Origin of the sequence: Kribbella soli, from assembly GCF_004331345.1 — a bacterium.
In the GTDB taxonomy this organism is placed as follows: domain Bacteria; phylum Actinomycetota; class Actinomycetes; order Propionibacteriales; family Kribbellaceae; genus Kribbella; species Kribbella soli.
The window spans coordinates 171,885-187,884 of sequence record NZ_SJJZ01000005.1; the positions used below are offsets into that span (position 1 = coordinate 171,885).

Annotated in this window: 11 protein-coding genes; all 11 read left to right on the plus strand. The window is 67.6% G+C overall.

What is annotated here, in order from left to right; translation table 11 throughout:
• Positions 1–165: 165 nt before the first annotated feature.
• The 11 genes from E0H45_RS36615 to E0H45_RS36660 are packed head-to-tail and all read left to right on the plus strand — an operon-like array spanning position 166 to position 15,995.
• The gene (locus tag E0H45_RS36615; RefSeq protein ID WP_131346365.1) at positions 166–2,544 is read left to right on the plus strand and encodes an Ig-like domain-containing protein; all 2,379 of its coding nucleotides are present in this window, start codon (positions 166–168) and stop codon (positions 2,542–2,544) included.
• Positions 2,545–2,554: 10 nt separating this feature from the next.
• Positions 2,555–4,537 carry an ABC transporter substrate-binding protein gene (locus E0H45_RS36620; RefSeq protein ID WP_131346367.1) on the plus strand — a complete coding sequence of 661 codons (1,983 nt, stop codon included), beginning with the start codon at positions 2,555–2,557 and terminating at the stop codon, positions 4,535–4,537.
• Positions 4,537–5,535: an ABC transporter permease gene (locus E0H45_RS36625; RefSeq protein WP_131346369.1), complete on the plus strand. Its 999-nt coding sequence runs from the start codon at positions 4,537–4,539 to the stop codon at positions 5,533–5,535. Before E0H45_RS36620 ends, E0H45_RS36625 begins: the two co-directional genes overlap by 1 nt.
• Before the next feature lie 6 nt (positions 5,536–5,541).
• Entirely contained in the window at positions 5,542–6,684 is a 1,143-nt protein-coding gene (locus E0H45_RS36630) for an ABC transporter permease (RefSeq protein ID WP_131346371.1), read from the plus strand.
• Between the two features lie 9 nt (positions 6,685–6,693).
• Positions 6,694–7,692: an ABC transporter ATP-binding protein gene (locus tag E0H45_RS42665; protein WP_165546721.1), complete on the plus strand. Its 999-nt coding sequence runs from the start codon at positions 6,694–6,696 to the stop codon at positions 7,690–7,692.
• Positions 7,689–8,696: an ABC transporter ATP-binding protein gene (locus E0H45_RS42670; protein ID WP_165546722.1), complete on the plus strand. Its 1,008-nt coding sequence runs from the start codon at positions 7,689–7,691 to the stop codon at positions 8,694–8,696. Before E0H45_RS42665 ends, E0H45_RS42670 begins: the two co-directional genes overlap by 4 nt.
• Before the next feature lie 13 nt (positions 8,697–8,709).
• Entirely contained in the window at positions 8,710–10,212 is a 1,503-nt protein-coding gene (locus E0H45_RS36640; RefSeq protein ID WP_131346373.1) for an ABC transporter substrate-binding protein, read from the plus strand.
• Positions 10,206–11,273, plus strand: coding sequence for a sialidase family protein (locus E0H45_RS36645; protein WP_131346375.1), 1,068 nt, complete (start codon positions 10,206–10,208; stop codon positions 11,271–11,273). Before E0H45_RS36640 ends, E0H45_RS36645 begins: the two co-directional genes overlap by 7 nt.
• Positions 11,270–12,664: a DUF5060 domain-containing protein gene (locus E0H45_RS36650; protein WP_131346377.1), complete on the plus strand. Its 1,395-nt coding sequence runs from the start codon at positions 11,270–11,272 to the stop codon at positions 12,662–12,664. Before E0H45_RS36645 ends, E0H45_RS36650 begins: the two co-directional genes overlap by 4 nt.
• Positions 12,661–13,875, plus strand: coding sequence for a DUF5605 domain-containing protein (locus tag E0H45_RS36655; RefSeq protein ID WP_131346379.1), 1,215 nt, complete (start codon positions 12,661–12,663; stop codon positions 13,873–13,875). Before E0H45_RS36650 ends, E0H45_RS36655 begins: the two co-directional genes overlap by 4 nt.
• 56 nt (positions 13,876–13,931) lie before the next feature.
• On the plus strand, positions 13,932–15,995 hold the full coding sequence (locus tag E0H45_RS36660) for a hypothetical protein (protein WP_165546723.1): 2,064 nt from the start codon (positions 13,932–13,934) through the stop codon (positions 15,993–15,995).
• Positions 15,996–16,000: the final 5 nt, after the last annotated feature.

Genomic DNA, 16,000 nt, shown 5'->3' on the forward strand with positions numbered 1-16,000 from the left:
CGAAAATCACTTCGTGCAAACGATTGCGGTTTGTCGGAGTCACGCTCTTGACATCGGCTCGTAACCTCCGTGACCATGAGGGCCGGTCGTTCCATTCGGACGTGACTAGATATTCAGACTGCGCGGTTCAGCAGCCGCCCCCCTGCCGAAAGTGAGGCATGGACGATGACCGAAACTCTTCCGGACGTTCCCCCAGGCTGGTCCAGGCGTGGATTCGTCGGAACCACTGCGGCCGCCATCGGTGTCGCGTCGCTGGGTATCACGCCGACGGCGAGCGCCAGTACCGCCAAGGCCGCCGCGGGCGTGAACGACGACCGGCTGCCCGCCTTCCCCGGTGCCGAGGGCGCCGGCAAGTGGGCCAAGGGCGGCCGCGGCGGCTCCGTGTACGAGGTGACCACGCTGGCCGATTCCGGACCCGGGTCGCTCCGCGAAGGTGTCTCCGGCTCCGACCGGACCATCGTGTTCCGCGTCTCCGGGACCATCAAGCTGGAGACCCAGCTGCTGATCTCCGGGAACAACCTGACCATCGCCGGACAGACCGCGCCTGGTGGCGGCATCTGCCTGTCGGGTCACAGCACCGGGATCAAGGGCAGTGCCCACGACATCGTGATCCGCTACCTGCGGTTCCGGCTCGGCGACCTGTACGAGATCGCGGACGACTCGTTCAACACCAACGTGCCCGGATCGGTCAGCCCGGAGATCCGCAACCTGATCATCGACCACTGCTCGTTCAGCTGGGCGGTCGACGAGTGCCTCTCGCCGTACGGGAACTACGACGTCACCGTCCAGTGGTGCATCGTCTCCGAGGGCCTGGCGCTGTCCGCGCACCCGAAGAACCGGCACGGGTACGGCGGGATCTGGGGTGGCGAGCGGAACACGTACCACCACAACCTGGTCGCCCACCAGGGAGGACGACAGCCGCGCTTCGGCTACACCGAGGGCATCAACCTCGAGGTCGACCACTACAACAACGTGATCTACGACCACGGCTACACCTCGGTGTACGGCGGTGAGTGGGCCAACGGCATCAACATCATGAACAACTTCTACAAGCCGGGCCCGACCACGCTCGACGAGGTCGCACCGGTCGTGGTGAGCGCGAACCGCGGCGGCCAGTGGTACGTCGCCGGCAACCAGGTCGACGGCCACCCGGACGTCACCGCGCACAACCGCCGCGGCATCCGGTACCCGATCGGCGGGATCGTCGAGCTGGCCGAGCCGCAGCCGATCCCGGGCCGCGGCGACCTGCAGACGGCGAGCAAGGCGTACGAGGCGGTGCTCGCCGGGGCCGGCGCGATCCTGCCGCAGCGTGACGCCGCCGACGCCCGCGTCGTCGAGGAGGTCCGCAACGGCACCGGCCGGCTGATCAACTCGCAGAAGCAGGTCGGCGGCTATCCGGAGCTCGTCCAGACCGAGGCGCCGGTGGACTCCGACCACGACGGCATCCCGGACTGGTGGGAGAAGGCCAACGGCCTCGACCCCAACGACCCGTCGGACGCGCAGAAGATCGCGCCGAACGGCTACACCTACCTGGAGAACTACCTCAACTCGCTGGTCCCGGACCCGGTCGGCAACCCGGCCGTGCGGATCACCAGCCCGGCGCAGAACACGGCGGTCGCCGGTCGCACCGCGCCGACCCTGACGATCAAGGCCGACGCGTCCGCCGCGAAGGGCGGGCAGCTCGCCAAGGTCGAGTTCTTCACCGGCGACCAGGTGATCGGCACCGCGACGCAGGCGCCGTACCAGGTCCAGTGGAAGAACGTTGCTGACGGCTCCTACTGGATCACCGCGCGGGCCACCGACCAGAACGGTGCGGCGACCCAGTCGACGGCCGTCCAGGTGCACGTCAACCGGCAGACCGGTACGACGGGCTGGACGTCGGCGTCGATCGGGAAGCCGCCGGTGCCGGGCTCCGGCAGCCTGGACAACGGCGTGCTGACCATCAAGGGGTCCGGGCGGATCTACGGGCGGACGAGCAACTTCCACTACGTGTACCGCAAGCTCCAGGTCGGCGGTGCGGGTGCGGTCTCGCAGATCACCGCGCGGCTGGACCAGGTCAGCAAGATCGCCAACGGACTCACCGCGGGCCTGATGATCCGCGACTCGCTGGACCCGGCCGCGCCGTACATGTACGGCGGTATCGGCTTCGGCGTCGCGGGCGGGTACGGCACGGTCAACGACAACGCGAGCGCCGCGCCGACCGCCACCGACGACGGCGGCATGAAGGCGCAGGCGATCCGGATCCAGACCGACGGGTCGGTGCCCAGTGTCGGCCCGTGGCCGTGGGACGACAGCTACCTGGACCCCACGAAGGTGTACTGGCTGCGGCTGCTCCGGCGCGAGCGCCCGCAGGCCCGGGAGGTCGAGTTCGAGGCCTTCATTTCCACGGATCAGGTCAAGTGGGACCGCTTCGGCTACGAAAAGATCATGATGCCGAGTCGGACCTTCTACATCGGTTTCGCGATCGACGGCGGACGGGTCGACAACGCCCTCGTCGACTACGGGACCGCGCAGTTCAGCAACATCACGCTCGAGCAGCAGTGAGGTAGAAAACATGTCAGAACGCATGATCGACCGGCGCAGGCTGCTGCAGGGCGGTCTCGGCCTGCTGGCCGTGGCAACCATCCCTGGGTGCGGCTTCTTCGACACCAAACCGGCCGGCTCCGGCGCGCAGGTCGCGGCGGCCGGCGAGAAGGAGTCGCCGATGCTGAAAGCCCTGGTGGACAAGGGCTCCCTGCCCCCGCTGGCGGACCGGTTGCCGAAGAACCCGCCGGTGATCAAGCCCCTCGAGGGCAAGGCGCAGTACGGCGGAACCTGGCGGTCGGCGATGCTGACCCAGGAGGACACCCAGTGGCTGTGGTACGCGATGCGCTACGAGCCGCTGCTGCGCTGGAAGCCAGACAAGGTCGGCAAGCCCGGGTACGACGAGATCGAGGCGAACGTCGCCGAGTACACGGTCGATGCCGAGAGCAAGGTGTACACCTTCACGCTGCGCGAGGGTCTGAAGTGGTCCGACGGCAAGCCGTGTACGGCGGACGACATGCTGTTCACGATCCTCGAGGTGCAATGTGACGAAGGTCTGCACCCGGACGGTCTGTACGACGCGTTCACGTCGCCCGACACCGAGAAGATCGCGAAGATCGAGAAGGTCGACGAGCGGACCGTCAAGCTGACCTACACGTCGCCGCAGCCGTCGCTGCTGGTCCAGATCGCCGACGCGATCTTCGAGCGTGAAGGCGCCTACGGGATGCTGCTGCCGAAGCACTACTTCCAGCAGTTCCACCTGAAGTACAACAAGAACGCGAACGCACTGGCGAAGAAGGCCGGTGTGGGCAGCTGGACCGATCTGTTCGCGCAGAAGCAGAACCCGTGGACGAACGCGGAGCAGCCGACGCTGGCGCCGTGGAAGGTGACCACCGCGCTCGGCAAGGGCTCCGCGGTCACCCTGACCCGGAACCCGTACTACTGGAAGGTCGACGACCAGGGCCGCCAGCTGCCCTACATCGACAACTGCCGCGTCGAGGTCGTCCAGGACGCCCAGGTCGAGCTGCTCAAGGTGATGAACGGTGAGTTCGGCATGCAGTACCGGAACTTCGGTACGCCGCAGAACAAGCCGGTCGTCGCGCAGAACCGGGAGAAGGGCGGCTACAAGATCTTCGAGGTGCCGACCCAGCTGACCAACACGATGGTCCTCGGCCTCAACATGACGCACAAGGACCCGGTCAAGCGGGCGCTGTTCTCGAACAAGGAGTTCCGGGCCGGCCTGTCGCACGCGATCAACCGCAAGGAGGTCATCGACGCGGTCTACGCCGGTCAGGGTGAGCCCTGGCAGGGCGCGCCGCCGAAGGACTCGCCGTACTACAACGAGCAGCTGGCCACGCAGTTCCTGGACTTCGACGCCGCGAAGGCGAACCAGCACCTGGACGCGGCCGGGCTGACGAAGAAGTCGCCGACCGGCAAACGGCTCGGCGCGGACGGGAAGCCGGTATCGGTCGCCGTACTGGTGAGCGAGTCGTTCCCGGACCACGTCGAGGCGATCGAGTTCATCAAGAAGCGCTGGGCCGTGGTCGGGATCGAGCTGCGCACCCAGGCGGTCAGCGAGGATCTCTACAAGGAACGGGTCAAGGGCAACGACCACGACGCCGGGACCTGGACCTGCGGCACGTTCGTCCTGCCGACCGGCACCGGTGGTGACCACTACTGGGTGCCGACCAACGACGGCAGTGCGCGGTACGGGATCGGCTGGGCGCAGTGGTACCAGTCGAAGGGAGAGAAGGGCATCAAGCCGCCGGCCGAGGTGCAGAAGCAGATGGAGCTGTTCACCCAGGCGCGGCAGGAGCCGGACCCGGCGAAGACGCTCGACCTCGGCAAACAGATCCTGCAGATCGCGGCCGACCAGTTCTACTACATCGGCGTCAGCTCGGTGCCGAACACCTACGGCGTGGTGAAGAACGACTTCCACAACGTGCCGGCGAAGATGAGCGAGTCGGTTGCCCCGGGCATCGTCCATCCCGAGCAGTTCGCGATCGGTCAGTAATGCTGCGGTTCGTGGCCCGGCGGCTGGTCTGGATGGTCATCACGCTGGCGGCGATCTCGTTCGTCACCTTCGTGGTCATCAAACTGCCGCCGGGCGACTACACCACCACGGTGATCGCGAACGCGGAGGCCCGGGGGCAGGACATCCCGGACTCGCAGATCGCCGAGCTGAAGCGGCACTACGGGCTCGACAAGCCGTTCCTGGTGCAGTACTTCACCTGGATCAAGGGGGTGGTGCTGCACGGCGACCTCGGGCAGTCGTTCGCCTGGAACCAGTCGGTCGCCAGCCTGATCGGCAACCGGGTGCTGCTCTCGATGGTGCTGTCGATCGCCAGTCTGCTGTTCGTCTGGGCGATCGCGTTCCCGATCGGCATCTACAGCGCGCTGCGGCAGTACTCGGCCGGCGACTACTTCGCCTCGTTCCTCGGCTTCATCGGAATGGCCGTCCCGGAGTTCATGCTCGCGCTGGTGATGATGTACGTCGGGTTCCGGTACTTCGGCCAGAGCGTCGGCGGACTGTTCTCACCGGAGTACGCCGACGCGGCCTGGAACCTGGGCAAGCTGCTCGACCTGATCTCCCATCTGTGGGTCCCGATCGTGGTGGTCGGGGTCGCCGGTACGGCGGGACTGATCAGGATCACCCGGGCCAACCTGCTCGACGAGCTGCACAAGCCGTACGTCGCGACCGCCCGCGCGAAGGGCCTGCCGGAGTGGAAGCTGCTGCTCAAGTACCCGGTCCGGATGTCGCTCAGCCCGTTCTTCAGCACGGTCGGCTGGCTGCTGCCCGGTCTGATCAGCGGCGAGACGATCGTGTCGGTCGTGATGAGCCTGCCGACCAGCGGCCCGCTGCTGCTCGGTGCGGTGAAGAGCCAGGACATGTACCTGGTCGGCAGCTTCGTGCTGATCCTCAGCACGCTGACGGTGATCGGCACGATGCTCAGCGACCTCGCACTGGCCTGGTGGGATCCGCGGATCCGTACCCGGTTCCAGAAGGGATAGATCTGAATGGTCCAGCAGACCGAGGCGATCGCCCCCGATACTCAGCACGAGACCCCGCAAGAGGTCGTGAAGAGCCTCCGGGACCACGGCGCGCTGCCGCAGTGGCGGTTGATGTGGCGGCAGTTCCGCCGGCACCGGCTGGCGCTGATCGGGTTGATCGTGCTGATCCCGATCTACTTCATCGCGGTCTTCGCCGGCTTCTTCGCGCCGTCGAGCGCCGACACCGCGCACACCGCGCTGCCGTACGCCCCGCCGCAGCGGGTGCACGTCTCGGCCGAGCACGGGATGTTCGTGTACGGGTACTCGTCGACGCGGAACCAGGAGACGTTCGAGCAGACCTTCACCGTCGACAAGTCGAAGATCGTCGACGTCGGCTGGTTCGTGCGCGGCGACCAGTACTCGATCCTGGGGCCGATCAAGTCGAACATCCACCTGATCGGCCCGACGAAGGCCGGTGAGGCGTTCTTCCTGGTCGGCGCCGACCAGTCCGGCCGGGACCTGCTGTCCCGGCTGATCCACGGCGCCCGGGTGTCACTGTCGATCGGTCTCGTCGGCGTGTTCGCGAGCTTCCTGCTCGGCATGATGATCGGCGGCATCTCGGGCTACGTAGGTGGTCGGGTCGACAACATCATCCAGCGGATCATCGAGTTCATCATGTCGGTGCCGACGCTGCCGCTGTGGATGGCGCTGTCGGCGGCGCTGCCCGGTAGCTGGGGCCCGTTGACGAGGTACTTCGCGATCACGGTGATCCTGTCGCTGATCGGCTGGACCGGACTGGCGCGGGACGTCCGCGGCCGGTTCCTCAGCCTGCGCGAGGAGGACTTCGTGATGGCGGCCCGGCTCGACGGTGTCGGGCGGACCGGGATCATCTTCGGGCACATGGTGCCGTCGTTCGCCAGCCACATCATCGCCTCGATCTCGATGGCGGTGCCGCGGATGATCCTCGCCGAGACCAGCCTGTCGTTCCTCGGCCTCGGTCTGCAGCCGCCCGCGGTCAGTTGGGGTGTGCTGCTCGAGGGCGCGCAGAACATCCGCGCCGTCGCCACCGCGCCGTGGCTGCTGACCCCGGGCCTCGCGGTCGTGGTCGTCGTGCTGGCCATGAACTTCGTCGGCGACGGTCTCCGCGACGCCGCGGATCCCTACAAGTGAGGACCTGACATGCAACCTCTTCTCGAAGTTCGCGAGCTCAGGACCCACTTCGAGCTCGGTGACGGCGTGGTCAAGGCCGTCGACGGCGTCAGCCTGTCCGTACCCCGCGGCCGCACGCTGGCCGTGGTCGGTGAGTCCGGGTGCGGCAAGAGCGTCACCGCGCGGTCGATCCTGCGGCTGGTCGAGCGGCCGGCCCGGATCGTCGGCGGCCAGGTGCTGCTGTACGACGATGTCGCTGGGAAGGAACCGCTCGATCTGCTGGCCGCGAAGGACAAGCGGCTGCGGCAGGTCCGGTGGGCCGATATCGCGATGGTGTTCCAGGAGCCGATGGCGTCGCTGAGCCTGGTGCACACGATCGGCGACCAGATCATCGAGGCGGTCCGGCTGCACGAGAACGTCGGCAAGCAGGCCGCCCGCGACCGCGCGATCGAGATGCTCGACCGGGTCGGGATCCCGGACCCGAAACGCCGCGTCGACTCGTACCCGTTCCAGCTCAGTGGTGGCATGCGGCAACGCGCCATGATCGCGATGGCCCTGTCCTGCCGCCCGCGGCTGCTGATCGCGGACGAGCCGACGACTGCGCTCGACGTCACCACGCAGGCGCAGATCCTCGACCTGCTGCAGGATCTGCAGCAGGAGTTCGGGATGGCGATCATGCTGATCACGCACGACCTCGGGGTTGCGGCGCAGGTCGCCGACGAGGTCGCGGTGATGTACCTCGGCGAAGTGGTCGAGCAGGGGCCCGCGTCCGCCGTACTGAGTCATCCCAAGCACCCGTACACGCGGGCGTTGGTGCGCTCGGTGCCCCGGCTGGGTCAGCGCGGTCAGGAGCGGCTGGTCGCCGTACGGGGAACCGTGCCGCCGCCGTACGAGCGTCCGTCCGGATGCCGCTTTCATCCGCGGTGTGACGCGTTCATGGCGGGGAAGTGCGACGTGACTGTGCCGACGAGGGTGCGCAGCGACGAGATCGACGTGGCGTGCTTGCTGTACGGCGAGGAGGAACGATGAACCTGCTGGAGACCAAGGGTCTGACCATGCACTTTCCGTTGCATGGCGGGTTTCTCGGGCGGAACCGCGGCTTCGTGAAGGCGGTCGACGGTGTCGACCTGTCGATCAAGGCCGGCCGAACGCTCGGACTGGTGGGGGAGTCGGGCTGCGGCAAGACGACCCTCGGCCGCTGCATCGTCCGTGCGTACGAGCCGACCTCGGGCAGCATCATGTTCGACGGTGTCGACCTGGCGCCGTTGAGCGAGAAGCAGCTGAAGCCGTACCGTGCGCAGGTCCGGCTGATCTTCCAGGATCCGCACTCGTCGCTCGACCCGCGCAAGACGCTGCGCGACATCATCGCCGAGCCGCTGCGGGTCCAGGACGCGGGTTCGCGCGACGAGATCGACGACAAGGTCGCCTCGCTGCTGCGTCGCGTCGGACTGCGGGCGGAGTACGCGCACCGCTACCCGCACGCGTTCAGCGGCGGCGAGCGGCAGCGCGTCGTGATCGCGCGGGCCCTCGCCACCGAGCCGCGGCTGGTGGTCGCGGACGAGGCCGTCAGTGCCCTCGACGTCTCGGTCCGGGCCCAGATCCTCAACCTGCTGCGCGATCTGCAGGAGGAGTCCGGTCTGACCTACCTGTTCGTCTCCCACGACCTCGGCATCGTCGAGCACGTCGCCGACGACGTCGCGGTGATGTACGTCGGCAAGCTCGTCGAGAGCGCGTCGACCGAAGAGCTCTACTCCAAGCCCCTGCACCCGTACACCGAGGCGCTGCTCAGCGCCGTACCGGATCCCGACCCCGCCTCCCGCGGGCAACGCGAGCGGATCAAGCTGCTCGGCGAGATCGCGGATCCGTCCAAGGTGCCGGCCGGTTGCCCGTTCCATCCCCGGTGCGGGTACGCCGAAGCCCGGTGTGCCTCCGAAGTCCCGCAGCTGCGCGAGATCGGTGGCCGCAAGGTCGCGTGCCACCTCGCCGAGCAGCTCGACCTGAAGGGTGTCCTGATGGACACCACCGCCCCGTAGGAAAGGTCTTCTCATGTCCGAAGGAAACATGTCCCGTCGTGGACTGTTACGCAATGGCGCTCTGATCGGTGGACTCGCCGCGTTCGGCGGTGCTCTGCAAACGTCCCCCGCGGCCGCCAGTTCGACCAGTGCGATCCCGCGAGCCGCCGCGCAGTCCACGGCCGGTGTCGTCGACATCCCGAACAAGTACAACGTGCCGTTCTCGGTTGCCGACGACGAGCTGTTCGTGTTCGCCGCCAACTTCAAGCCGTTCGAGCTCGGCGGCAACGACGACGGCCGCGAGGCGCACCGGTACTTCGACGCCGTGTTCGGGGACGCGATCCGGGCCAAGTTCCCGAACCTGAAGGTGAAGTACGCGACCTGGGACTACCCGATCCGGTACGAGGACATCGCCAAGGCCGGCCGGGTGCCGGACCTGATCCTGGAGGACCCGCGTCTGCGGATCGACCGGGACCTCGAGCCGCTCGGCTGGACCCAGGACATCACGGCGCTGGTGCAGGGCGCCGGCATCGACCTGACCACGCTGAACCTCGGCTCGGTCGAGCAGATCAAGTCCCGCTCCGACGGCGGCCTGTACGGCGTCCCGCTGTGGATCGACGAGAGCCTGCTGTTCTACAACAAGCTGATCTTCGACAAGTTCGGCGTGCGCTACCCGACCGCGGGGTCGACGTACGACGACGTCTACAAGCTGGCCCAGAAGCTGACCCGGCAGGTCGGGATCGACCACTACAAGGGCTACATGCAGCACCCGGACAACTACCTCGCGATGAACCAGCTCGGGCTGTACCCGTTCGTGCCCGGTTCGAGCGAGCAGCCGGCGCCCGAGGACGTCAAGGTCAACCTGACGAGCGCGGAGTGGAAGACGGTCGCGAACAACCTGCACCGGTTCCTGATGATCCCGCGGAACAACTTCACCACGGTGGACGACTTCTTCAAGGGTGACATGAGCTTCCCCGGCCACCTCGCGATGGCCGTGAACAACCTGTCGAAGCTGAACGCGTACGCGCTCAGCTCCTACTACGTCGAGGAGGACGACGCCGCGCAGTTCGCCGAGTGGGCGAAGAGCGTGAAGATCGGCGTGACGTCGATGCCGGTGCTGTCCCGCGGCTCGAAGACGATCTACCAGCCGGACACCCGCGCGGCGTTCATCCCGCCGCAGTCGAAGCTCCAGGCCCAGGCGCTGGACGTGGTCAAGTACCTGGTGTCGGAGGAGATGCAGACCCGCATCTCGTCGTACGGCATGAAGGCGGTGCTGAAGACCGACGCCGTCGTGAACGCGTTCGGTACGGCGATCCCGGAGCTGGCGGCCATCGACACGTCGGCCGTGTACTGGGGCGAGAACGCGGTGATCAAGAACTACCAGAACACCGAGTACTGGGACATCCCGCTGTACAAGGTGTTCCGGCAGCACGTGCTCAAGGACGGCATGGACGTCGACTCGTCGCTGCTGGTCACCGAGACGCAGGACATCCCCGACTACATCAAGGCGCAGGTCGCCCGCGGACTCACATGGTGAACGACCCCAGGTTCGACGGCCGCATCCGAGAGGGTGCGGCCCTCCTGCCCACCATCCATCCGGGCGACAGCCACGCCGCGACGCTGGTCGAGACGGCGAACGGCGATCTGCTGTGCGCCTGGTTCAACGGCCCGGGGGAGGGCGAGCCGGACACCAACATCGTCCTGTCCCGTCTCCCCGCGGGCACCGACACCTGGCTGCCGCCTGAGCAGCTCTCGTCGGATGCGCGCCGCTCCGAACAGAACCCTTTGCTGTTTGTTACTCCGGACGACGACGTCTGGCTGCTGCATACGTCGAACGAGCCGCATGACCAGTCGACCTCGCGCGTGATCCGGCGGGTGTCGCACGACGGTGGGCTCAGCTGGGAGCGGAGCGAGGTGCTGTTCGATCACCTCGGTTCGTTCATCCGGAACCCGGTTGTTGTGTTGAGCAACGGTGACTGGTTGCTGCCGGCGTACGACTGCGACAAGACCGCCGAGCGCACTGTGCTGCGGTTGAGCACCGATCGAGGCGACTCGTGGTCGGTGATCGAGCTGCCGGACGCGGTTGGGCAGGTGCAGATGAGCGTCGTCGAGCTGTCGCCCGGCGAGCTCGTAGGGTACTTCCGTAGCCGCGCCGCCGACCGCATCCATCGGTCGGTCTCGAAGGACAACGGCCGGACCTGGACCTCCCCGGAGCGCACCGCGCTGCCGAACAACAACTCGGCGGTCCAGGTGCTTCGGCTGGACGACGGGCGGCTCGTCCTGGTGTTCAACGACTCGTCGGCGGAGCGCGACCAGTTCCGCTGGGTCGACGACGGCAAGGGCGGCGTACGCCGGAAGACCCTGCGGACCCCGCTGACGCTGGCACTGTCCGAGGACGACGGCGCCACCTGGCCGTACTGGCGGAACCTGCAGGTGCAGGACGAGGAGTACCGCGAGAACGAGTTCGGCTACTCGTACCCGACGCTGCTGCAGACCCGCGACGGGCAGTTGCACGTCGCGTACTCGTTCCTGCGCAAGACCATCAAGCACGTGATCCTGGCGCCCGAGTGGATCCAGGCAGGAGACCGATTGCCATGAGTATCGAGAAGTGGGGCCTGCACGAGCTCACGTTGTCCGGGCCCTCTGAGGGCAATCCGTTCACCTTGGAGTTCCAGGTCACGTACCAGTTCCGGAACCGGATGGTCACCGTCGACGGCTTCTACGACGGTGACGGGACCTACCAGGCGCGGTTCTCGCCGGACCGGGAGGGCGAGTGGTCGTACATCACGTCGAGCTCCGCACCCGAGCTCGACGGCCGGCGCGGGAGCTTTGTGTGCACCCCGCCGGGGCCTGGGAACCACGGGCCGGTCGACGTACTCGGCAGGCACCACTTCTCGTACGCCGACGGCACCCGGTACGACTGCATCGGCACCACCTGCTACCACTGGACGTACGAGACGAAGGAGCTGCAGGAGCTCACGCTCGACTCGTTGCGCTCGGCACCGTTCGACAAGGTGCGGATGTGCCTGCTCCCCACGGACGGGATGCGCCCCGACCGCACGCCGTTCGCCGGAACGACACCCGGTTCTGTCGACGTGGATCGGTACGACCCCGTGTTTTTCCAGGAGTTCGAGGCACGGGTGGCGGACCTGCTGGCGCTCGGCATCCAGGCGGACCTCATCCTGTTCCACCCGTACGACCGCGGTGTGTGGGGCTTCGACCGGATGACCCCGGCGCAGGACGCGGCGTATCTGCGGTACGTCGTCGCGCGGCTGGCGGCGTACCGGAACGTCTGGTGGTCGCTGTCGAACGAGTACGACTTCAACCACGAGAAGACGATCGCGGACTGGGACCGGTTGCTGCAGCTGGTGCAGCGGTACGACCCGTACCAGCGGCTGCGGTCGATCCACAACGGCACCAAGATGTACGAGGTCTTCACGCCGTACGACTTCGGCAAGCCGTGGATCACCCATCAGAGCGTGCAGCACTGGGACGGCGCCGAGGTCGCGGCCTGGCGGGACTGCCCGAAGCCGGTGGTGATCGACGAGATCGGCTATGAGGGCAACGCCGGCCGCCGCTGGGGAAACCTGACCGCCGACGAGATGGTGCACCGGTTCTGGCAGGGCATGTCGCTCGGCGGGTACGTCGGGCACGGCGAGTCGTTCGTCGACCGGGAGACCCGCGCGTGGATCTCGATCGGCGGCCGGCTGTACGGCGAGAGTCCGGAGCGGATCGACTTCCTCCGGGCCGTATTCGCCGGACTGCCGCGGCAGTCGGACGGTGAGGTCGACGCGGACCGCTGCGTCCTGCACTACCTCGGCGACCGCCAACCGTCCGCTGTCGAGCTGGACCTGCCGGACGGCTCGCCCTTCCACTTCGACCTGATCGACACGCGGGCGATGACCATCACCCCGCTGGCCGAGTACTCCGGCCCGAGCCACATCCCACTGCCCGCCACCCCGTACCTCGCCCTGAGAGGGACCCGATGACGTCAGTAGCACGCTGGGACGTGCTCGAACTACCTGTGCCCGGACCGGCCGGCGTGCTCTTCCGCCACACCTCCGGCGCTACCGCGTACGCCGAACCGTTCCAGTCGGACGACGGTTGGCTCGTCCGCTACAGCCCTGATCTGGAAGGCACTTGGTCGTACGACGGCGGGTCGCTGGAGTGCACGCCTGCGACCTCACGCGGTCCTGTCCGTCGCTCCGGCACCACGCTGCGCTGGGCGGACGGTACGCCGTACCACCCACTCACGACCGCCTGGTTCGGCGACCCGCAGCAGTGGGCCGCCGCCCGCCCGGCGCTCGCGGCCTCGCCGTTCAACCGCGTCCGGTTGAAGGTGTCCGACGGTATCGAGGATCAGGTCCGCGACCTGCTGGCCGCCGATATCGTCGCCGACATCGTCCTGCCGACGGACTCGTCTGTTGTTCGCGCCGCGGTGAATCGGCTCGCCGCCTACCGAAACGTCACCTGGTGTCTGGAGTCGGCCGACAACTCGCGCGAGTTGGCCGAGCTGATTGCTGAGCTCGACTCCAGTCGCCACCTGATCTCGATGCATGAGGCAACCGATCCGGGACCGCCTTGGCTGACTCACCTAAGTGTCCGGCTGGAGAACCTCCGTGGTGTGTCGGCGTTGCGCCTGGCCCACGCCAAGCCCGTGTTCGTCGACGCATGCGGCCATGAAGGCAACGGCACCACCCCCGACACCAGCCTCCGGCCGGAGGAGATGCTGACCCGCATCTGGGAAGGGACGGTGCGCGGGGCGTACGTCACGCACGGCGAGTGGTACGTCGACCCGTCGTCTGTGAGCGTGGTGCCGTGGTCGGACGGTGGCAGCCGGCCTAGTGGTGTCGTTGCGCAACGGCTGCGGCTGTTGCGGGAGGTGCTGGACGAGCTGCCCGACGGCGTGGAGCCGATCGACGACTACCGCGACGCCCCGACGCTCGCGGTCCCTGGCTCGTACTACCTCCAGTACCTCGGCGAGCACCAGTTCCCGGACCGCACGTTCTCCCTACCCGAGGGCGAGTACGACGTCGAAGTACTAGATGTGTGGAACCACTCGGTACGCCGTACCCGCGAGAGCGTCGCTGGTGCTGGTGCTGGTGCTGGTGCTGGTGCTGGTGGTCGTGGTGCTGGCACGTTGACTGTTCGGCTGCCCGGCACGCAGTACCAGGCTATTCAGATCCGCCGGACGTCCTGATGCCCGCGCTGACGTCTGGACCGCGCCAGGCTTCGTTGCGTCGCACGCCAGACGGTGTGGTGCTGGAGCTCGGCCAGGTCGACGGTCCGGCCTACCTGGAACGCCCACTAGGCGACCTCCTCACCTGCTCGGCCGGCCGCCCCTGGCAGCCCAGTCCGCTGACGTCTCCCGACGGATGGTGGATCTCGCGGCGTCCCGTGGAGCACCGGGCCGGCTGCCGGACCGGACCGCTCGCGGTCGAGGTGCGGTTGGCGTTCGACGACGGCGACCGCCTAAACCTCGAGCTCCGCTGGCGCAACACGAGCAAGCGCCGCGTCGCCGACCTAGCCGTCGGGCTGCTGCTCGACCTCGGCCGGGTGAAGGACAGCCAGCTCACCGTCCCCGGACTGATCTACAACGACAACCCGTCCGCCGACCCGGCCCGCGCCGTACCGCGCATCGGCCCGACCCCAGGCGGCGGCTTCGTCGCCGAGGAGGACCGGCTCCCGATCCCGGGCATCAACCTCGAATGGCGCGACGGCCGCGAACGCCGCTGGCTGTCCGTCTTCTCGCGCCCACAAGCACGCCGCTCGGGCGACGGTCAGGTCCGGTACGGCTCGCTCGGCGCGATCCGGCAGGACGGTCCGGTGATCGCGGCGCTCAGCGGCGTACTGATGTTCGACGGCAAGCAGGACGTCCGGTACGTCAGCAAGGCGGAGACCGAGGCGACCGACGACGGGTACCTCACGCTGCGCCCCGGTGAGGTCTACACCCAGCATCTGATCCTCGACTGGGGACTGCAGGATCTCCGCGGTCACGCCTTCCGGCACCTTGTTGAGAGTGCCCGCACGATCTTCACCGCCGCGGGTGCGCGCGCGCTGGGTCTCGACGAGCTCATCACCTTGAAGACCGTTGCCCTGGACAACCGGTGGTTCCAGTCCGGGACCGTGGCCGGGTACACCAAGTTCAGCGACATCCCCGGCAACGGGCCGCGCAAGCCTCGGCACTTCATGTACGGCTGGACCGGCCAGGCGCTGAAGCTCGCTTGGTGCGATGCGCAGGTCGGCTTCAACGCCCGGGACCGCCTCCGCATCGACCGCTGCCGCGCGGCCGTCGAGTTCTACCTGGCCGGAAGCCCGACGCCCTCTCCAGGCTTGCGCCACAACGCGTACCAGGTCAGCACCCGCCGCTGGACCAGCTTCCGCGCCGGCAACCGCCCGATGGTCTCCAGCCGGGCGTACGGCGAGACGATCAGCGACCTGGCCGACATCATCACCCTCTTCCGCCACCACGACGAACCCGTCCCACCCTCGTGGCTCGACGCCCTCGAAGAAGCCATGACCTTCCTCCGCACCTCCCCGCCCGCTCCACCCGGCGCCTCTTCCCGCGCCCCGGCGTCCGCGGCCGCTCAATTGGCTGATGGGACTTTCCCGGTGGGATGGCGACTCGACGGCACCCCGGCTGCGACGACGGTTTCCGCGGCGGGCATCCCGTGCGTACTTGCCGCATTGAAGGCCTCCGAGGTCCTCGACGACGCCGAACTGTTGGCCGAGGCAACCATCTGGCTGTCCCGGTACCACGACCAGCACGCACGGACCTTCGACCGCCCGTTCTCCCGCTCCACCCTGGACGCGGCCTGCGAGGACAAAGAAGCCGGCATGTACTACTTCATGGCCGCCTACGAACTCTTCCGCCGCACCGGCGACCCGCTGTACGCCACCTGGTGCGAAGTAGCCGCCGACTGGCTCCTCACCTGGGTCTACGTCTGGTCCCCGGAACAGGACGAGGACTCACCCCTCCACACCGCAGGCTTCAACGCGATCGGCTGGCCGACCGTCAGCGTCCAGAACCACCACCTCGACGCCTTCTTCCCGACGTACGAACTCCTCTCCTTCGGCCTGACCACCAACCGCCCCGCGTACGTGGCCGCTGCCCGAACCACCCTCCACGCCCTCACCCAAGGCGTCGCCACCGCCCCGAACGACTGGAACTTCCCCCTCCCCGGCGAACAAGGCGAAGCCGTCTTCCAAACCCACTGGCAACGCCGAGGCCACACCAACACCTGGAACCCCAGCTGGGTAATAGCCGTCCCCCTAGCCAACGCCCTCCGAACCCAGCCCCTCCAGCCGACCGACGACTGACAACC

Bases quoted from the DNA above. Each gene is read 5' to 3' on its own strand.
- E0H45_RS36650 (WP_131346377.1), top strand. From the start codon at position 11,270: ATGAGTATCGAGAAGTGGGGCCTGCACGAGCTCACGTTGTCCGGGCCC.
- E0H45_RS42665 (WP_165546721.1), top strand. From the start codon at position 6,694: ATGCAACCTCTTCTCGAAGTTCGCGAGCTCAGGACCCACTTCGAGCTC.
- E0H45_RS36615 (WP_131346365.1), top strand. From the start codon at position 166: ATGACCGAAACTCTTCCGGACGTTCCCCCAGGCTGGTCCAGGCGTGGA.
- E0H45_RS36625 (WP_131346369.1), top strand. From the start codon at position 4,537: ATGCTGCGGTTCGTGGCCCGGCGGCTGGTCTGGATGGTCATCACGCTG.
- E0H45_RS42670 (WP_165546722.1), top strand. From the start codon at position 7,689: ATGAACCTGCTGGAGACCAAGGGTCTGACCATGCACTTTCCGTTGCAT.
- E0H45_RS36645 (WP_131346375.1), top strand. From the start codon at position 10,206: ATGGTGAACGACCCCAGGTTCGACGGCCGCATCCGAGAGGGTGCGGCC.
- E0H45_RS36630 (WP_131346371.1), top strand. From the start codon at position 5,542: ATGGTCCAGCAGACCGAGGCGATCGCCCCCGATACTCAGCACGAGACC.
- E0H45_RS36620 (WP_131346367.1), top strand. From the start codon at position 2,555: ATGTCAGAACGCATGATCGACCGGCGCAGGCTGCTGCAGGGCGGTCTC.
- E0H45_RS36655 (WP_131346379.1), top strand. From the start codon at position 12,661: ATGACGTCAGTAGCACGCTGGGACGTGCTCGAACTACCTGTGCCCGGA.
- E0H45_RS36640 (WP_131346373.1), top strand. From the start codon at position 8,710: ATGTCCGAAGGAAACATGTCCCGTCGTGGACTGTTACGCAATGGCGCT.